The following is a 15,975-nucleotide window of genomic DNA, read 5'->3' on the forward strand; positions in this document are numbered from 1 at the left end:
GCCCCCCACCTGCTACCATTCCCCCGCTACCCAGCCAGCCCACCCCGCGCAGACAGATGCAGGTCGGGCCGTCGTAGAACGGCCCAGCGAGCCAGGACACCCTCCCGTGCCCATTCAAGGACGCTCGCATGTTCCGTAATCCTCTCTTCCGCTCGGCCGCCTTGGCCGTTGCCGTTTCGCTCAGCCTCGGCGCGCCCTCCGCGTTCGCCGACAACGCACCCGCCGCCAGTGCCACCGCCTCTGTGCAGCGCCAGGCCGTGGCCAAGGGTCTGTACGAACTGGCCTACAGCCCGAAGCAGAACGCCGTGTTCGTCGCCTCGTCCGGCGGTTTCGGCGATGACGCCGGCCCGGCCCAGGTGCTGCGCCTGAACCCGACCACGCTGGCCGTGGAAACCCGCATCCCGCTGGAGCGCAAGGCGTTCGGCGTGGTGCTGGATGACGCCCACAACCGCCTGTACGTGGGCAACACCGTGGACCTGTCGGTGACCGTGGTCGACACCGCGCAGAACAAGGCTGTCGGCACCATCCAGTTGATGGAGAAGAAGACCGGCAAGGACGGCAAGGCCGCCTACACCCACGACCTGCGCGAGCTGGTGGTCGACAGCGCCGCCAACCGCCTGTACGTGACCGGCCACAGCAGCCAGCCGGACGTGAGCAGCGTGCTGTTCGTGATCGATACCAACACGCTGAAGGTGATCAACACCATCGACGGCCTGGGCAATGCCAAGGCGCCGGGCCTGGCGCTGGATGCGGCCAACAAGCGCGTCTACACCAGCAACCTGCTGGCCGATCTGGTGGTGGTGGGCACCGATTCGAACAAGGTGGTGGCGCAGCACAAGATCGCCGCCGAGCAGCCGATGAACATCGCTCTGGATCCGGCAGGCAAGCGCCTGTTCGTGACCGACCAGGGCTCGGAATTCCTGCGCGGCTACCAGGCCAAGAGCAGCGGCCTGGTCAGCAAACATCCGGGCCAGCGCGTACTGGTGCTCGACCGCAGCACCGGCAAGGAACTGGCCAGCATCCCGACCGATGCCGGTCCGCTGGGCATCCTGCTGGATGCACCGCGCAAGCGCCTGTACGTGACCAACCGCGAAGCCGGTACGGTGACTTCGTACAACAGTGACAGCTACCAGAAGGTGGCGACCTACAAGGTGCCGACTCACCCGAACAGCCTGGCGCTGGATGCGAAGAACAACGTGTTGTTCGTGAGCATCAAGAACGGCGAGAAGGATGACAAGGGCGCTGACGAGAGCGTGGCGCGGATTCAGCTGTAACGTTCGCGCTGGATTGAACGGGCCCGCGCCCTCGGCCGTCGGTCGTGGAGCGGGCCTTTTCTATTGATGCGGATTGCATGACGCTGGACTAGGAAGTGTTGCAAAAGCAGGGTGGCCGCTTGTTGCGGTGGGGTAGTACATGTAGCGTCATCAGCCTTCCAGGGGAGGCTTATCCAATGAGTACGTATACCGCGTTCGTCGAGCTGGCATTTGAGAGGCTGAACAAAGAGTTGGCGATACCGAAGGGATTCGCCGTGGCACTCTACGAAGAGGAAGACTCGTGGAGCTTCATCTCGAAGCTGGCGCAGCTCGTCGAGGCGGTCTTCACGCGGGCTGTCGTCGATGCCCTGCGCGAGCCGCTGATACTCGAAGTGATCAGCAATCTTCCGCAGGAAGTGAGGATCAACTTTCTGCGCAAGATGAACATCATCGACAGCGAACAGAAATCGATGTTCAAGGCCGTTGCAGAGATCAGGAACCAGTACATCCATGACCTCTCCAACATCGACGTTCCGCTGGATGCCTACATCAAGAATCTGGAGGACGGCGCAAGGAAGGGACTCTTCAAACGGTTCAAGCCGTACTTCGTCGACCCGAAGATGTCCATTGAGGAGTTCATCTCAGAATGCAGGCCACAGGTTTTCCATGTGTGCGTGCTGGAGCTGCTAAAGGTGCATGGAGCGGTGGCCTCCATGAACATCAAGAAGGATCACGAGGCATTCCTTCTGGCACAGACAAAAAGGTTGCTTCCGGAGAGGAATGAAAAGCAGTTCCTGCAGACTTACGAATTGGATGTGATGGAATACGTGCGTAAAGCGAAGGACGTCCTGAAGCGCGAGGGGTTGTACACCCTCCGGTTTCAGTAGCCGGGCGCCAAAACAGCCTCCGCGCCCGCTTACCCCATCCGCGGCGCGGGATTCTGCATCTCCTGCGCCTGAGCCTCGGCCTGCTGCTGCATGCCCAGCCCCAGCTTCTGCATCGACTGCTCCACCGGCGTCTGCGCCGCCACAGCGGTCGGCATCACCGCCCGCAGGTGCGCCGGATTGGCCGGGTCGCCCTGCACCACAAAGATGTTGTGCCCGGCCGGCTGGTTGGCCGTGGCATTGCTGACCAGCACGTGGTCGACCTGCTGCAGGCCTTGTTCGCGGGCGAGCACGGTCAGGCTGGCAGTCAGTCGCTCGCTGGTCTGGTCGAACGGGCGGCCATGCTGGGCGTCCAGTGCGGCCACGCCGTGGCGGATCTGCTGGTTGAGGCCATAGTCGGGATGGTTGGGGGTGATGTCTGCCATGGCGATCGAGCGAGCGTTAGCGGTGGGTCGTGGTGGGCCCGGTCAGTATAGATCCGGCCCGTGAAGCGCGCCCGACGAATCAGTCCGCCGCATGGTGGTCGTAGCTGATCACCCGTTCGGCCAGCCAGCGCCCGTCCACGCGGCGCCAGACCTGGATGAAGCGGGCCTGGCCCACCCAGCGCTCCACGCCGTCCTTGCCGCGCTCGTGGAAGCGGTGGTCTCCGATCTCCAGCGCTCGCTCGTCGTGCAGCGGGAACACGTGCAGCGAAGGTTCCACCAGTTCACGGCGCAGGCTCCAGCCGCCCTTGCGCGCATTGCTGCACATGTTGGCCACGCTGCGGCGGAAGTCCTCGCGGCTGCTGGCCGACTTGCCGTCCTTGTCATGGAAGAACTCCATGTCTTCGGTCGTCATCGCGGCGGCCCGGTCGGCGTCGCAGGCCTCGAACGCCACTGCGAACAACTGTGTATCCGCCTGGCGGATCTGTTCGCGCAGGTCATCGGTGGACGGCGCTGTGGCGACGAGGCCGGCGGCCAGCAAGGGCAGGGTGAGCAGCAGCATGGCGGAAGCTCCAAGGATGGTTCAGGCAGGCTCGCATTGCCTTTGGCCCGTTGCAGCCGGTCTGCGACGAAACGGGCTTTCCGCGGAGCGAATGCCCGCATTGGCGGCCCGGCCGAGGCGGCGTCGCCTGTGCAGGCGATGTCATGGCGACCGACGATTCCATCACGGTCGCGATAGGCGGCGGCCAATAGCCTGAAAGCCTCCCCTTCCACAGGAGCTCCCATGCCTGCTTCCCGCATCCGCCTGCACGTTGAAGACACCGGTGGCGACGGTCGCCCGGTCATCCTGATCCACGGCTGGCCGCTGTCCGCCGATGCCTGGAAGACGCAGGTGTCGATCCTGCGCGATGCCCAGTATCGGGTGATCAGCTTCGACCGCCGCGGCTTCGGCCGCTCCGACAAGCCGGCCGAGGGCTACGACTACGACACGCTGGCGGCGGACCTGGCCGGGTTGATCGAGGAGCGTGACCTGCGCGACGTCACCCTGGTCGGTTTCTCGATGGGCGGCGGTGAGGTGGCGCGCTATGTGGCCAATCACGGGCAGGATCGCCTGCACAGCGTGGTGTTTGCTGCTGCGGTGCCGCCGTATCTGCTGCGCAGTGACGACAATCCGGAAGGGCCGCTCACCCAGGAAAAGGCCGATGAAATGCGCAGCGGTCTGGAGAAGGATCGCGAGGCGTTCTTCGATGGCTTTACCCGCGATTTCTTCAGTGCCAATGGCCAGTTGATGGTGACCGAAGAGACGCGTCAGGCGGCGATCGCGCTGTGCCATCAGTCCGACCAGAACGCAGCGCTGGGGTGCATGAAGGCGTTTGCTACCACCGACTTCCGCGAAGACTTGAAGAAGATCGCGTTACCAACCTTGATCCTGCACGGTGACAGCGATGCCATCGTGCCGTTTGAAGGTTCTGGAGAGCGCACACACCGAGCCATTCCGGGCAGCGAAGTGGTGATCCTGGAAGGTGCGCCGCACGGCTGCAACACCAGCCATGCTGATCACTTCAATCTGGCACTGCTGAACTTCCTGAAACGGTAAGCTGCCGCGATGCGCGAACCGAAGACACCGCCGTGGAAGAAGCCCAACCCCAAGGGCCAGACATCGCAACCGCTGTCGGCCGCCCAGAAGGAGGCGGCGCGGCAGCGTGCGGAAGAGAACGGGCGGCGCTATCCGAATCTCGTGGACAACATGTGGGCGGCGAAGCTGCCGCGGGGATCCTGATCTGTAGTGCCGAGCCATGCTCGGCTCCGCTCTGCATCCATCCACGCATGGCGTGGATCTACTGCAACAGCAGCCGAGCGTGGGCTCGGCTCTACAGGTCGGCCAGCGGCATCCAGCCGGGTTCCCACCAGGGTGAGATCTTGCCCTGACGGACGGTGATTGCCTCAACCGGTACCCCAGCCAAGCGCGCAAGCTCAGCACGCAGCCATTCGGCATCCACCGGCACGGCCGTAGCCACCTGCAGCCGGTCACCCTGATGCCTCACCTGCACCGGGAGCATGGCCCGTGCATCATGCTCGCCGCCGGTGCGCCCGATCGGGTAGCGCATTGTTACCGGCCGCGACAGCTGCGCCAGTGCTGGCTGCCACGCCTGCAGCACGAGAGGCTGCCCGGCAGTGGGAACATGTACTTCAGCAATCGTGGCCGGGTAGCCGGTGATGCTCTCGACCATGACCTGGAAGCGCGCACCATCCGGCATGACGAGCACGGCGGCGATCAATGCGGAGAGCGAAACGAGCACTGCCGCGAGGTTCCAGCTGCGCGGCGCGGTGGCCGGGCGAGTTGCGGTGCGCAGGCCCGGTTTGCGCCGCAGCTTGCGCGCGTAGATGCGCCGGTCCTTCCGGCGCGGGCTGCTGCTGTGCTCGGGCAGGTTCAAAGGAACCCGTGGAAGGCGCGCTGCGCGGGCCTTGATCAGGCGCGACAGCAGCATCCACGCGATCACGAACGCCAACAGCGGAAGCAGCGTTCGCACCCACAGATACAGCGTGACCATCCACAACACCTCTACAGACGACCGTCCATGCTCGTCCACATCCTACCGGGACCGCGCGGCGGTTGTCGTATCCGCCAGCCGACAAGCACAGGGCGCTTGGTTAGGATGGTCCTTTGTTGTCACGGATGAACCGATGGTCTCTGCTGCTATCCGCTTCTGTCGTATCTGTGGTCCCGGCCCGATCCTGATGGTGCTGCAGGTGGTGGCGCTGCTGTCGATGGCGCTGACAGCCGGCTTCTTCCATTACCGCGTGGATCTGCTGCTGGAGCCGGTGGATGAAACCTGCGGCGGCCCGGATCCGGTGGCACGCATGCAGGTGGCGGAGCAGTTGATGGCCCGTTCGCTGGCGCTTGAGCCTTGGCAGCCGCTGCATTGGATTCCGCTGGCCGGCGTGACACTGGCCATGCTGGGTGCGATGTCGATCAGTCTCTATCGGCTCGGGCGCCTGCCGGGAAGATTGCGCCTGGCCAACTGGGGAATGATGGCACTGCATGGCGTGATACTGGCGTTGGCCAGTTGGGCGCTGCGTCTGTACGACACGGCATGGACCAGCGTAGCCACACTGTCTCCTGCGGCGTGCATGGTTGAGCTGGGTGAGCAGGGCAGGTTGCCGCTGGCGCAGGCGCAGCAGGTGGTGTTCGAGATCCTCACCCATGAGCATGCGCCGCTGCTGCGCAACCCTGATGATCTTGCCCTGGTGCTGGTCGCGTTGATGCTGATGGCGATGACTGCAGGATTCATGCTGTGGCGGGCGATCGTGCGCGAACGTCAGGTGCCGTCGCCCAGCCCATAGCGGGTGTGTGACCAACCACGCGCCCGCAATCGCGCTAAAGTCAGCACTTCGCTCCTGCAAGGATGTGCTGATGCGTTGGTTGCTGCGTGCTGTGCCATTGCTGTTGTGTTCGTTGGCGGTACATGCCGCCGAAGTGGACCGCCGGATCGCGGTGACCATCGACGACCTGCCGTGGGCACGGGTGGATGAGATCGTGCCGCCGGACCTGCAGGCACGTCATGAAGCGCTGATGGCGCAGCTGCGCCAGGCGGGCGTGCCGGTGGTCGGCTTCGTCAACGAGAACAAGCTCGAGATCGATGGGCAGGTGCAGCCGGCGCGGGTGCAGATGCTGCGCGACTGGCTGGACGCCGGCTACGCGCTGGGCAACCACACGTACTCGCACATGGATCTGAATGCCAAGGGCGTGCCTGCGTTCCAGCAGGATTTTCTGCGTGGCCAGACGGTGCTGCGGCCGTTGCTGGCCGAGCGCGGGCTGAAACCGCAGTGGATGCGCCATCCCTATCTACGTGCCGGGCGCACGCCGGAAGAACGCGCGGAGATGGATGTGTTCTTCAACGCACATGGCTACCGCGTGGCGCCGGTGACGGTGGACAACGGTGAGTGGGTGTGGGCGTTCGCTTATGCCAACGTGATGAACGAACAGCCTGACTCACCCGAACGCGAGGCAACGATGGCGCAGCTGCGCAAGGGCTATGTGCCCTACATGCTGAACAAGTTGGACTACTACGAGAAGCAGTCGCAGGCGCTGCTGGGCTATGCGCTGCCGCAGGTGTGGCTGATGCATGCCAACGAACTCAATGCAGCCACGTTTGCCGAACTGGTGGCGGCGACGAAGCGCCGCGGGTACCGCTTCATCTCGCTGGAGGACGCGATGCGCGATCCTGCTTACGCGCGTGGTGCCGAGGGCTACAGCGGTCGCTACGGACCGAGCTGGCTGCACCGTTGGGCGATGGCGGAGAAGAAGCCGAAGGACTTCTACGCTGGTGAACCCGAGGTGCCGACGTGGGTGATGAAGCTGGCGAAGGTGGATTCGGAGTGAGGCTCAGCGCTTGACGGCCAGCACACCGTCCAGCGCCAGTTCGGCCTTGAAGCCGGCCTTTTCCAGACGTTTGGCCACTTCACGCGGCACGTCGCGGCCGCTGGTCAGCTTGTTCGGCGCGCCGGTGTAGTGGAACAAGCGCCCGCCCTTGCGGATGACGCGGGCGAGGTGGTCGTAGAACACCTGCGAGTACAGTTCGCCGGCGATGCCGAAGCGCGGCGGGTCGTGCAGTATCGCGTCGACGCTGCTGCTGGCCACCTGTTCGATCTGCTGCGAGACATCGCCATGGCTGAACTGCAGGCGGCCACCGGTGGCAGCCGAATCCGGATCCGGGGACCACGGGTTGAGCGTGCGCAGCCACATCACGTCGGCATTCTTCTCGAACGAGCGGATCTGGCCGACACCGGCCTCCAGCGCACAGGCGGCGAAGTAGCCCAGGCCACCGCAGGTATCGAGGATGATCTTGCCGGCCGGGGCGACCAGCTCGACCTTGCGGCGCGCGTCCTCGAACGGTGACAGCTTCGAGGTGGGCAGCATCTTGATACCGTCGATCTCGAAGGTCGGTGCGCCCCATTCGGTCGGCACCAGCTTGATCAGCGAACCGCTGTAGCGCGAGATCGGCGCGAAGTCCTCGCCGTCCCAGTAGTACAGCGTGCGGTCCTTCAGCTTGCCCGGCCACGGGTAGGCCTGGCCACGGAAGTGGAAGCCGTCGGTGTTCAGGGCCACGGTGTCCTGGCTCCGGCCCAGGTCGAGCGATCCCTGCCAGTCGGCAGCGCCCTTGTCATGGGCACGGCGCAGGGTGTCAGCGCTGTCGCGGGTCAGCAGGGGGCCGGTGTAATGGGGCACGGCGGGTACCGGGGCGGTTCGTGGGAGGGCATGGTACCGCAGGGCTTGGCAGGGTTACTGAGATTCCGTAGTACAGGCCCAACCGGATGAGGGACTTGGTAGAGATGCAGTACCCAATGAGGGCGTCATGCCCATGGCGGCGCAGAATTCTTCGTGGAAGTCTCGTGCCGCTGAGGGTTGAAGAGCGTAGTGATAGGTCAGTATTCCTTCTTCATTTCTGATGAGAAGTTGCTGGATGCATATCATGTTTCCAGAACTGTCAGGGGCCGATGTGCTACGGATGACGATAGGCGTCCCGGACAGACTGTAGTCGGCACTCAGTTGGTCTGGAAGGCACGATCCTGATAGGAAAGTCAGGGATTGAAAGATGGCGGCGATCATTGGGGTCGGATCATGAGCCTGAGCAAGGAGGGCGACTTCGTCACCCTCACTGCTTCGTCAAGGAGTTTGGATGTCAATTGGCTCTGATGGAGCCGCGATTGCTTGCACAGGCGCGCGGTACACAGCCTTCCATCAACGTATTCATTGTCTGTGGAACATGAGCGAAGCAGAGTACTCTTGCGGTATGGCTACCCACTGTGTTTGGTGGGTAATACTCGTTATAGAAGGTATGGCACCTCCCGTTGTCTATTTGCGCGCTACCCTGGATGTTCCCGCTGACTGAGCTGTTGAATCTTACGGTTCCATAGGAAATGAAGTTCTGGCCAGCTGATACCTGACCATTGGGTGCATAGGCGATTACATAGTCAGTACTCTTTGCGTCGCTAGCACTGTTCGACTCGATGCTTGAGCAATGCCACGCGGCGCTCCCAGGCCCCACTGTGATGGACTCGCCCTTGGCGGGGTTCATCCCGATATCCGCGCAGGAAGCCTCGTGATACTGCTTCGTGGCTTCCGTTTGATCGTCGTAGCGGTATACATATTGTCCCTTCGAGTTGCGGGTGAGGGACTGCTCCACACTGATCGTTCCCCCAATGAAGTCAGGCCATTCCGCGCTGCGGACGATTCTTGATGGGGTCTTCGCTTCGTCAGCGATTTGTCCATCAGCTGGAGTTCCGTCTCTTGCATGAACGGATGCAGAGACAATGAACGTGAGAATCGCTATCTGCAGTTTCATTTGAGCCTCTCAGATCTGGGTGAGGGTCCATCTTCATTACTTGCCCCATTGCATTTTGGGGCGCATCAGGCAGATCTTCGGATTTCAAACATTTCTTAATTTTGTCTGTCGCTATTGGCACTTCACCGCATACACGGGCCCAGCCCCGATCAGCATGAGCGCCATGTAGTCACTGTCGCTGGCCTTGCCCTTCAGCGTCGCGCCCCTGTTGAAGTGGAAGATGCCGAAGCCGCCGGCCATGCGGATCAAGGCGCTGTCGATCTGTTCGGCGTCGTCGCGGAAGTAGCGGCTGATTTCACTGCGGGTGGCCTTGTGCAGGGCATTCGGCTCGCGCTGCCACTGGTCGCCGCGGCTGAAGGAGACGAAGTACTGGCTGCCTTCCTTCTCGATGCGGAAGTCGGCCGGTTTGCGCGCGCTGGTGGCGAAGCAGCCCTGCAGCGGGTCTGCGGAGAAGGGAAGCCCGGCGTCACCGCTACAGGCGGTGAGCAGCAGGAGTGCACCGGGCAGCAGCAGGCGGAGCGTGCGCATGGGATGTCCCGACGGGGCAGGTGCGGCTAGTGTAGGCAGCACGCGGGCACGGTCCGTACAGAAATTCGGCAAGCGCAAAGGGGTTTTCGGATGGCGCAGGGCAAGGCACCGTGGTGCGGCGTGGCCAGTTGGCTGGGGATCGTGGTGGGCTGGGGCGCGGGCACGCTGGCGGCGCAGGCGGCGGGAGACAACAGCCTGGCGGCGGGGCTGGGCGTGGGCGTGCTGGGCGCGGCACTGGTGGGCGGTGGCTTGGCAGTAGCTTCGCGCGTGCGCGGTGAGCGCTGGCCGTGGATCGGCATTGCCGGCGCGGTGCTGAGCGCGCTGCCGCTGCTGATGTACCTGCTGCGGATGATGTTGAAGCTCTAGCGGTAGTGCCGGCCGCTGGCCGGCACCAACCGGGTGCATCCGTCGTTCATGAGGTTGCCGGCCAGCGACCGTCACTACCCGGCGTGGATCATGCGCTGCGGTGAATCTCCACCGTCACGTGCACCAGCTCCTCATGAATCGCCAGCGCGTTGCGCACGGTATCGGCATCCAGACTGACGTCGCTGGTGACCACGCTGGCGCTGACCGCGTACTTGCCGCGACCCACTTGCCAGACGTGCAGGTCCGCCAGACGTGCCGGCCACGGACCCTGTTCGATCACTTGGCGGACTTCGGCCACCACCGGTGCATCCATCTGCGCGTCGAGCAGGATACGACCACTGTCACGCAGCAGGCCGATCGCCCAGACAGTAACCAGCACGGCGCCGACCAGGCCCATCACCGGGTCCAGCCAGGTCAGGCCGAGCAGCTTGCCGCCGAGCAGGGCGACGATGGCCAGTACCGAGGTGGCGGCGTCGGCCAGCACGTGCACGTAGGCCGAGCGCAGGTTGAGGTCGTGACCGTGCGCATGGCTGTGGTCGTGGTGATCGTGATCATGCCCATGGTGATGGTCGTGGTCGTGCCCATGCCCATGCCCATGATGGTGATGCGCGTGGCCCGGGCTGTCGTGCAGCCACCAGGCGCAGAGCAGGTTCACGCCCAGGCCCACCGCTGCGATCGCGATGGCTTCGTTGTAGTGGATGGGGGCGGGCACCCACAGCCGTTCCAGCGATTGCACGGCCATCAATGCGGCGACGCCAAGCAGGGCGATGGCGCTGGTGTAGCCGGCCAGGATCTCGATCTTCCAGGTGCCGAAGGCGAAGCGCGGATCGTGTGCGTAGCGCCGCGCACAGCGGTAGGCGAACACCGAGAGGCCCAGCGCCAGCGCGTGCGAACTCATGTGCCAGCCGTCGGCGAGCACGGCCATGGAGTTGAACCACCAGCCGCCGACGATCTCTACCAGCATCATGGCGACGGTGAGCCACAGGGCGCGGCGGGTATTGCGTTCGGCCAGCGGGTTGCCATCGTCGAAGCGGTGTTCGTGGCGGCGGGCGGCGGCGAGGGCGTCCAATTGCATGGCGGTGGGAGCTGGAGTGGATACCCCCATAGGGTATATGATCCCGCCATGGCCCATGTACACAAGAATCGAAAGCAGCTGCTGACACGGGTACGCCGTATCGCGGGTCAGGTGGCGGCGTTGGAGCAGGCGCTGGACACCCCCGAGGGGGAAGCGGGTGACTGCGCGGACGTGCTGGTGCAGGTCGCCGCCGTGCGCGGTGCAGCCCACAGCCTGCTGATGGAGCTGCTGCACGAGCACCTGCAGGAACACGTAGTGGGTGCCGACGACCCGCAGAAGCGGGCGGACGAGGCCGAAGTGCTGGTGGAACTGCTGCGCCGCTACGGCAAATAGCAGGGGTAGTGCCGGCCAGCGGCCGGCACTACCCGTGCCGGTACCGCGCGTTCCAGATATGCGTGGCGGCCAGCAGCAGGCTGCCGGTGACGGTCATCGGTGTTTCCCAGGCATGCGTTGGCAGCGCGAGCGCGCCGGCCAGCAGCAGGCCTAGACCCACGCCGGCGGTGGCCCAGGCCAGTACCGGCAGCGGGTGACGGCGCTCGGCCCGCCACAGCGCGTAGCCGGTCAGCGGCAGGGCGATGGCCACGAACAGCAGGTGCACCCATTCCGCTTCGGCCCAGGTGCCGAACAGCGGCAGCGCGGCGGCAAGCAGGGGCAGCGCCAGGCAATGCAGCAGGCACAGGCTGGACAGGGCGACCGCGCCGGCATCAAGCAGGGCGGCAGAAGGCGACTTCATCGGGGGAGGTTCCTTGCGCGACAATTGTTATACAGTAACATTTCCGTTCCGCAGCCAACCCGCTCCGACATGAACACTGTTTCCCGCGCCGACCGTCGCCTTCCGGTCACCGTGCTGTCCGGCTTCCTGGGGGCCGGCAAGACCACCCTGCTCAACCAGATCCTGCGCAACCGCGAGGGCCTGCGCGTGGCGGTCATCGTCAACGACATGAGCGAGGTCAACATCGATGCGCAGCTGGTGCGCGAAGGTGGCGCCGAGCTGCGCCGCACTGAAGAGACACTGGTGGAATTCAGCAACGGCTGCATCTGCTGCACGCTGCGCGATGACCTGCTGCAGGAAGTGCGGCGCCTGGCCGATGCCGGCCGCTATGACTACCTGCTGATCGAATCGACCGGGATCGGCGAGCCGATGCCGGTGGCGGCCACGTTCGCGGTGCGCGACGAGCACGGGTTCAGCCTGAGTGACATCGCGCGGCTGGACACGATGGTGACGGTGGTCGACGGCAGCGCATTCCTTGCCGACTTCGGTTCGACCCTGCGGCTGGCCGAGCGTGGCCAGCAGGCCGGGCCGGATGACGACCGAGGTGTGGTCGACCTGCTGTGCGAGCAGGTCGAGTTCGCCGACGTGATCGTGGTCAGCAAGGTCGACCAGGTGGACGACGAGGTGCTGCAGGACACGCTGGCAGTACTGCGTGGCTTGAACCGCGACGCCAAGCTGCTGCTGTCCAGCTTCGGCGACGTGCCTCTGGCCGAGCTGCTGGATACCGGCCGCTTCGACATGGAGCGTGCGCAACGCGCGCCGGGTTGGGTGAAGGAGCTGCGTGGTGAGCACACGCCGGAGACCGAGGAGTACGGCATCGGCAGCTTCGTCTACCGCTCGCGTCGTCCGTTCCACCCCGCGCGATTCGCCCGCGCGCTGCAGTCGGGTATGCCCGGCGTGATCCGCAGCAAGGGCTGGTTCTGGCTGGCCAACCGCATGGATTGGGTAGGTGAACTGAACACCGTGGGCGCGGCGACGCGCACGCAGGCGGCGGGCTTCTGGTATGCCGCGCGCGACCGCGTGCGGGCTGGGCTGGAAGACACCACACCGTTGTTGCCGCCGACGCCGTTGCCTTACAGCGACCTGGGATGGGCGCGGCAGCAGGCCGATTGCTGGAGCGCGCCGCTGCCGGGGCTTGAGGAATTCCCGGATTCGGCCGCGCACACGGCGATGCAGCGGCTGTGGCACCCATTGTGGGGTGATCGCCGCCAGGAGCTGGTGGTGATTGGTGTGCACATGGACGAGCGCGCGGTGCGTGCGGAGCTGGATGCGTGCCTGCTCAACGACCAGGAACTGCGTGCTGGGCCATTGTTGTGGCACCAGTTGCCGCAGGCGTTCCCTGTGTGGAAGCGTTGACGGTGCATTGATGATCCATGGGTTGCCGGCCAGCGGCCGGCACTACCCCTGGTCGATACGTCATGCGTGGATGGATGCATGGCGGAGTCGAGCATGGCTCGACTCTACAGACTGTCGCGCCATTGCCAGCTGTTGGCGGTGACCTGCAATATCTGCGTCGGCCGCAATGCCTGCAGCAGATGCAGGTCGTGGCTGACCATCATCAAGGCACCCGGCCATGCCGCCAGCAGTTCTTCCAGTGCCTGCAATGCGCTTAGGTCCAGTGCATTGCCGGGCTCGTCCAGCAGCAACAGCTGCGGCGCGGGATCGGCGTACAACACGCTGGCCAGTGCGCCTTTCACCCGTTCGCCATCGCTGAGGCTGCTGGCGGGGCGCTGGATGCGCTGTGCGTCCAGACCCAGTAGTGCGAGCCGAGTGCGCAGTTCGCCCGGGTCCGCCCCCGGATTGGCGGCCTGTACGCTATCGAGGATGCTGTGCTCGCCGGACAATCCCAGCAGTTGCTGGTCAAGCAGCGCCAGTGGCGCGTGGCGTTGCACCGTGCCATCGCGCGCTCGCAGCTGGCCGGCCAGCACACGCAGCAGGGTGGATTTGCCACTGCCGTTGTCACCGACCACGGCGATGCGCTGGCCGCGACGGATCTCCAGCTGCAACGGGGCACTGCAGCCATGCGGCAGCACCAAGGCCTCGGCCTGCAGCAGGCGCGTGCTGCCACGTTCCCCCGCACCGGCAAACAGCGCCAGTTCCGGCGCGGTGTGAACCGCGGATGCCGCTGCACGCAGCTGCTCTGCACTGGCCTGCAGGCGTTCTGACTGCACCTGCTGCGCGCGACCAAGGCTGGCTTCGGCACGCTGCTTCTGCCGGCCGAGCAGGATCGGTGCCTGGTTGGCCTGCTTTGCATCTCGGTTGCCACGTGCCTGGCGTTGCTGTTGGCGTTCGTGCTGTTCGCGCGCGCTGCGTTGCTGCTGTCGGTGCTGGGCGCGGGCATGGTCGAGCTGGGTGGCGGCGGCTTCGCGTTCGGCGGCGCGCACTTCGGCATAGTGCTGCCACGCGCCGCCATAGCGATGTAGGCCACGCGCATCGAGCTCGACAATCTGCTGCATGCGGCCCAGCAGCTCGCGATCATGGCTGATTGCCAGCAGGCCGCCGCGCCACTGCTGCAACTGCTCGTACAGTTGCTGGCGATGACGGGCATCGAGGTGGTTGCTGGGTTCGTCCAGGATCAGCCAGTCGGCACCGCTGGCCCACGCGCCGGACAGCGCCACCTGCATTGCCTGGCCGCCACTGAGGCGCGCAGCAGGCTGGGCGTGATCGAGATCATCGGGCAAGCCCAGCGCCCGCCACTGCTGCTGCAGGCGTTCGCGCAGGTCCCAACGGTCGCCTACGCAGGCGAAGTCGGTCTCATCGATGCTGCCGGCTTCGATGCGTGCGAGCGCCGACAGCGCTTCACCCACACCGGCCAACTCACCCACGGTGCCGGCTGGTGGATAGCCCGGTGTGGGCAACAGGAACACGCGGCCACTGCCACGCACCTGGCCACTGTCGGGCGACAGCCGCCCGGCCAGCAGGCGTGCGAGCACGCTCTTGCCGGCGCCATTGGCACCGACCAGGCCGGTAGCAACCGGTTCGAAGGAAAACGTCAGATCGGAAAACAGCGGACGGCCGTCGGCCAATCGATACGACACGCGATCGAGCGTGAGGGAATGCGGGGTCATGCGACCTCCATGGATGCCGGGATCTCCCCTGCGCGCAGGGGCGGGAAGAGTCAGGCCGTCTGTTGGGAAGACGGCGGCATCAATGGCGCATTGGTCGCGAGCCTCTGGGAGGAATGAGGGGAGATTATACCGCCCGCAGGGCATGCGAATTGTAGAGCCGAGCTTGCTCGACTGCTTTTGAGGAGCAGTCGAGCAAGCTCGACTCTACGTGGCACGGCCATCGAGCGCGGATCTACCGGCCTACGGCACGGTTTCCAGGCGTTCGCTGACGAAATCGATGAACACCCGCAGCTTCGGCAGCACATGGCGGCCAGACGGCCACAGCAGGTGGAAGATGCCGCAGGAATGCACATGCTCGTCCAGCACGGTGACCAGGCGACCATCGGCCAGCGCATCGCGTACCGAGTGCACTGGAACGAAGGCCAGTCCGATATCGCGCAGTGCCAGTGCCACGCGCGCTTCGATGGTGTTGGCCACCATGTGCACGGGCAGTTCCTGCGGGGCTTCATTGCCGGGCCACTGGATCGGCCACAGCTCCAGCTTGCCGGTGCTGGGGAAGCGGTAGTGCAGCAGGGTGTGTTGGAGCAGGTCGGCCGGCGCACGCGGAACGCCGCGGCGCTGCAGGTACGCCGGTGAGGCAACGATGCGGCGCGGGAACACGCCAAGGCGTCGGGCGTTCATGCGTGAGTCGCTGGGTTCGCCGACGCGCAGCACGGCGTCGAAGCCTTCCTCGATGACATCGACCAGCCGGTCGCTGAAATCCAGGTCCAGACGGATGTCCGGGTAGGCGGCCATGAACTCGGCCATCAGCGGCAGGGTGAGATCACCCACCAGCGGCAGGCCGATGCGCAGCGTGCCGCTCGGTGCGGCATGCGGCTGCGCCAGTTCGGTGCGCGCGGCATCGCGCTCGTCGAGGATGCGCCGGCAGCGCGCCAGGAACAGCTGGCCCTCGGCGGTGAGGGTGATGCTGCGCGTGCTGCGGTGGAACAGGCGCACGCCCAGTGCGTGCTCCAACCGCGCAACGCACTTGCCGGCGGCCGAGGCCGAAATGCCCTGCAGGCGTCCGGTCTCGACGAAGCTGCGGGTGTCGGCGGCGTGCACGAAAGTCTGCAGATTGGCGAGGTTGTCCAGGACTGACATGGGCGTGTGGGGGAATGAAAGCGGCAGGGTAGGTGGCTGCGATCACGTGGGAAGGCACCGCTACCGCAACACTGTGGTGCGGGGCGGCGCGGCGACCGTTGCGGCCTTGCAGTTCCGGCC

General features: G+C 65.0%; 19 protein-coding genes. 9 read left to right on the plus strand and 10 right to left on the minus strand.

Features of this window, described 5'->3' with window-relative positions; genetic code table 11:
* Positions 1-128 precede the first annotated feature (128 nt).
* Entirely contained in the window at positions 129-1,274 is a 1,146-nt protein-coding gene (locus AC13GA_RS00400; RefSeq protein WP_482997334.1) for a YncE family protein, read from the plus strand.
* A 176-nt stretch (positions 1,275-1,450) separates the two neighbouring features.
* Positions 1,451-2,140, plus strand: a complete 690-nt coding sequence (locus AC13GA_RS00405; protein WP_482997335.1) for a hypothetical protein — start codon at positions 1,451-1,453, stop codon at positions 2,138-2,140.
* A 29-nt stretch (positions 2,141-2,169) separates the two neighbouring features.
* On the opposite strand, the gene AC13GA_RS00410 is transcribed toward AC13GA_RS00405, so the two are convergent.
* Together AC13GA_RS00410 and AC13GA_RS00415 are read right to left on the minus strand one after the other, a co-directional pair.
* The gene (locus AC13GA_RS00410) at positions 2,170-2,562 is read right to left on the minus strand and encodes an XVIPCD domain-containing protein (protein ID WP_482997336.1); all 393 of its coding nucleotides are present in this window, start codon (positions 2,560-2,562) and stop codon (positions 2,170-2,172) included.
* 79 nt (positions 2,563-2,641) lie between these two features.
* On the minus strand, positions 2,642-3,121 hold the full coding sequence (locus AC13GA_RS00415) for a nuclear transport factor 2 family protein (RefSeq protein WP_482997337.1): 480 nt from the start codon (positions 3,119-3,121) through the stop codon (positions 2,642-2,644).
* 222 nt (positions 3,122-3,343) lie between these two features.
* Here AC13GA_RS00415 and AC13GA_RS00420 point away from each other — a divergent pair, with 222 nt between their 5' ends.
* Both AC13GA_RS00420 and AC13GA_RS00425 read left to right on the plus strand, forming a co-directional pair.
* Complete coding sequence (locus AC13GA_RS00420; protein ID WP_337302587.1) at positions 3,344-4,156, plus strand: alpha/beta fold hydrolase; 813 nt, start codon at positions 3,344-3,346, stop codon at positions 4,154-4,156.
* Between the two features lie 9 nt (positions 4,157-4,165).
* Positions 4,166-4,339, plus strand: a complete 174-nt coding sequence (locus AC13GA_RS00425; RefSeq protein WP_004139657.1) for a hypothetical protein — start codon at positions 4,166-4,168, stop codon at positions 4,337-4,339.
* Positions 4,340-4,430: 91 nt separating this feature from the next.
* Here AC13GA_RS00425 and AC13GA_RS00430 read toward each other — a convergent pair whose 3' ends face one another.
* A complete protein-coding gene (locus AC13GA_RS00430) occupies positions 4,431-5,111 on the minus strand; it encodes a hypothetical protein (protein ID WP_482997338.1) in 681 nt (226 codons plus the stop codon).
* 133 nt (positions 5,112-5,244) lie between these two features.
* Between AC13GA_RS00430 and AC13GA_RS00435 the strand changes: the two genes are divergently transcribed.
* A complete protein-coding gene (locus tag AC13GA_RS00435) occupies positions 5,245-5,904 on the plus strand; it encodes a hypothetical protein (RefSeq protein WP_295382312.1) in 660 nt (219 codons plus the stop codon).
* A 70-nt stretch (positions 5,905-5,974) separates the two neighbouring features.
* Positions 5,975-6,943: a polysaccharide deacetylase family protein gene (locus AC13GA_RS00440; RefSeq protein WP_482997339.1), complete on the plus strand. Its 969-nt coding sequence runs from the start codon at positions 5,975-5,977 to the stop codon at positions 6,941-6,943.
* A gap of 3 nt (positions 6,944-6,946) precedes the next feature.
* Here the strand turns inward: AC13GA_RS00440 and AC13GA_RS00445 are convergent, their stop codons facing one another.
* The 3 genes from AC13GA_RS00445 to AC13GA_RS00455 all read right to left on the minus strand — a co-directional run bounded on the left by AC13GA_RS00445 (position 6,947) and on the right by AC13GA_RS00455 (position 9,434).
* A complete protein-coding gene (locus AC13GA_RS00445) occupies positions 6,947-7,789 on the minus strand; it encodes a class I SAM-dependent methyltransferase (protein ID WP_480982564.1) in 843 nt (280 codons plus the stop codon).
* A gap of 454 nt (positions 7,790-8,243) precedes the next feature.
* Positions 8,244-8,906: a hypothetical protein gene (locus tag AC13GA_RS00450; RefSeq protein WP_480982563.1), complete on the minus strand. Its 663-nt coding sequence runs from the start codon at positions 8,904-8,906 to the stop codon at positions 8,244-8,246.
* A 111-nt stretch (positions 8,907-9,017) separates the two neighbouring features.
* Positions 9,018-9,434, minus strand: a complete 417-nt coding sequence (locus AC13GA_RS00455) for a hypothetical protein (protein ID WP_430766254.1) — start codon at positions 9,432-9,434, stop codon at positions 9,018-9,020.
* Positions 9,435-9,524: 90 nt separating this feature from the next.
* Between AC13GA_RS00455 and AC13GA_RS00460 the strand changes: the two genes are divergently transcribed.
* Positions 9,525-9,800 (plus strand): hypothetical protein, encoded by a 276-nt coding sequence (locus tag AC13GA_RS00460; protein ID WP_046984487.1) that lies wholly within the window; start codon positions 9,525-9,527, stop codon positions 9,798-9,800.
* A gap of 88 nt (positions 9,801-9,888) precedes the next feature.
* Here AC13GA_RS00460 and dmeF read toward each other — a convergent pair whose 3' ends face one another.
* Positions 9,889-10,875, minus strand: coding sequence for a CDF family Co(II)/Ni(II) efflux transporter DmeF (gene dmeF / locus AC13GA_RS00465; protein WP_482997340.1), 987 nt, complete (start codon positions 10,873-10,875; stop codon positions 9,889-9,891).
* A 48-nt stretch (positions 10,876-10,923) separates the two neighbouring features.
* On the opposite strand from dmeF, the gene AC13GA_RS00470 reads away from it, so the two are divergent.
* The gene (locus AC13GA_RS00470; RefSeq protein WP_136639946.1) at positions 10,924-11,208 is read left to right on the plus strand and encodes a metal/formaldehyde-sensitive transcriptional repressor; all 285 of its coding nucleotides are present in this window, start codon (positions 10,924-10,926) and stop codon (positions 11,206-11,208) included.
* 28 nt (positions 11,209-11,236) lie between these two features.
* Here AC13GA_RS00470 and AC13GA_RS00475 read toward each other — a convergent pair whose 3' ends face one another.
* On the minus strand, positions 11,237-11,608 hold the full coding sequence (locus AC13GA_RS00475) for a MerC domain-containing protein (protein ID WP_482997341.1): 372 nt from the start codon (positions 11,606-11,608) through the stop codon (positions 11,237-11,239).
* A 69-nt stretch (positions 11,609-11,677) separates the two neighbouring features.
* On the opposite strand from AC13GA_RS00475, the gene AC13GA_RS00480 reads away from it, so the two are divergent.
* Complete coding sequence (locus AC13GA_RS00480; RefSeq protein WP_253079186.1) at positions 11,678-13,003, plus strand: GTP-binding protein; 1,326 nt, start codon at positions 11,678-11,680, stop codon at positions 13,001-13,003.
* A 104-nt stretch (positions 13,004-13,107) separates the two neighbouring features.
* On the opposite strand, the gene AC13GA_RS00485 is transcribed toward AC13GA_RS00480, so the two are convergent.
* Complete coding sequence (locus AC13GA_RS00485; protein ID WP_482997342.1) at positions 13,108-14,715, minus strand: ABC-F family ATP-binding cassette domain-containing protein; 1,608 nt, start codon at positions 14,713-14,715, stop codon at positions 13,108-13,110.
* 240 nt (positions 14,716-14,955) lie between these two features.
* Positions 14,956-15,855 (minus strand): LysR family transcriptional regulator, encoded by a 900-nt coding sequence (locus AC13GA_RS00490; RefSeq protein WP_046984493.1) that lies wholly within the window; start codon positions 15,853-15,855, stop codon positions 14,956-14,958.
* Positions 15,856-15,975: the final 120 nt, after the last annotated feature.

The sequence above is a fragment of the Stenotrophomonas sp. 22DLJC03 genome (assembly GCF_056861405.1).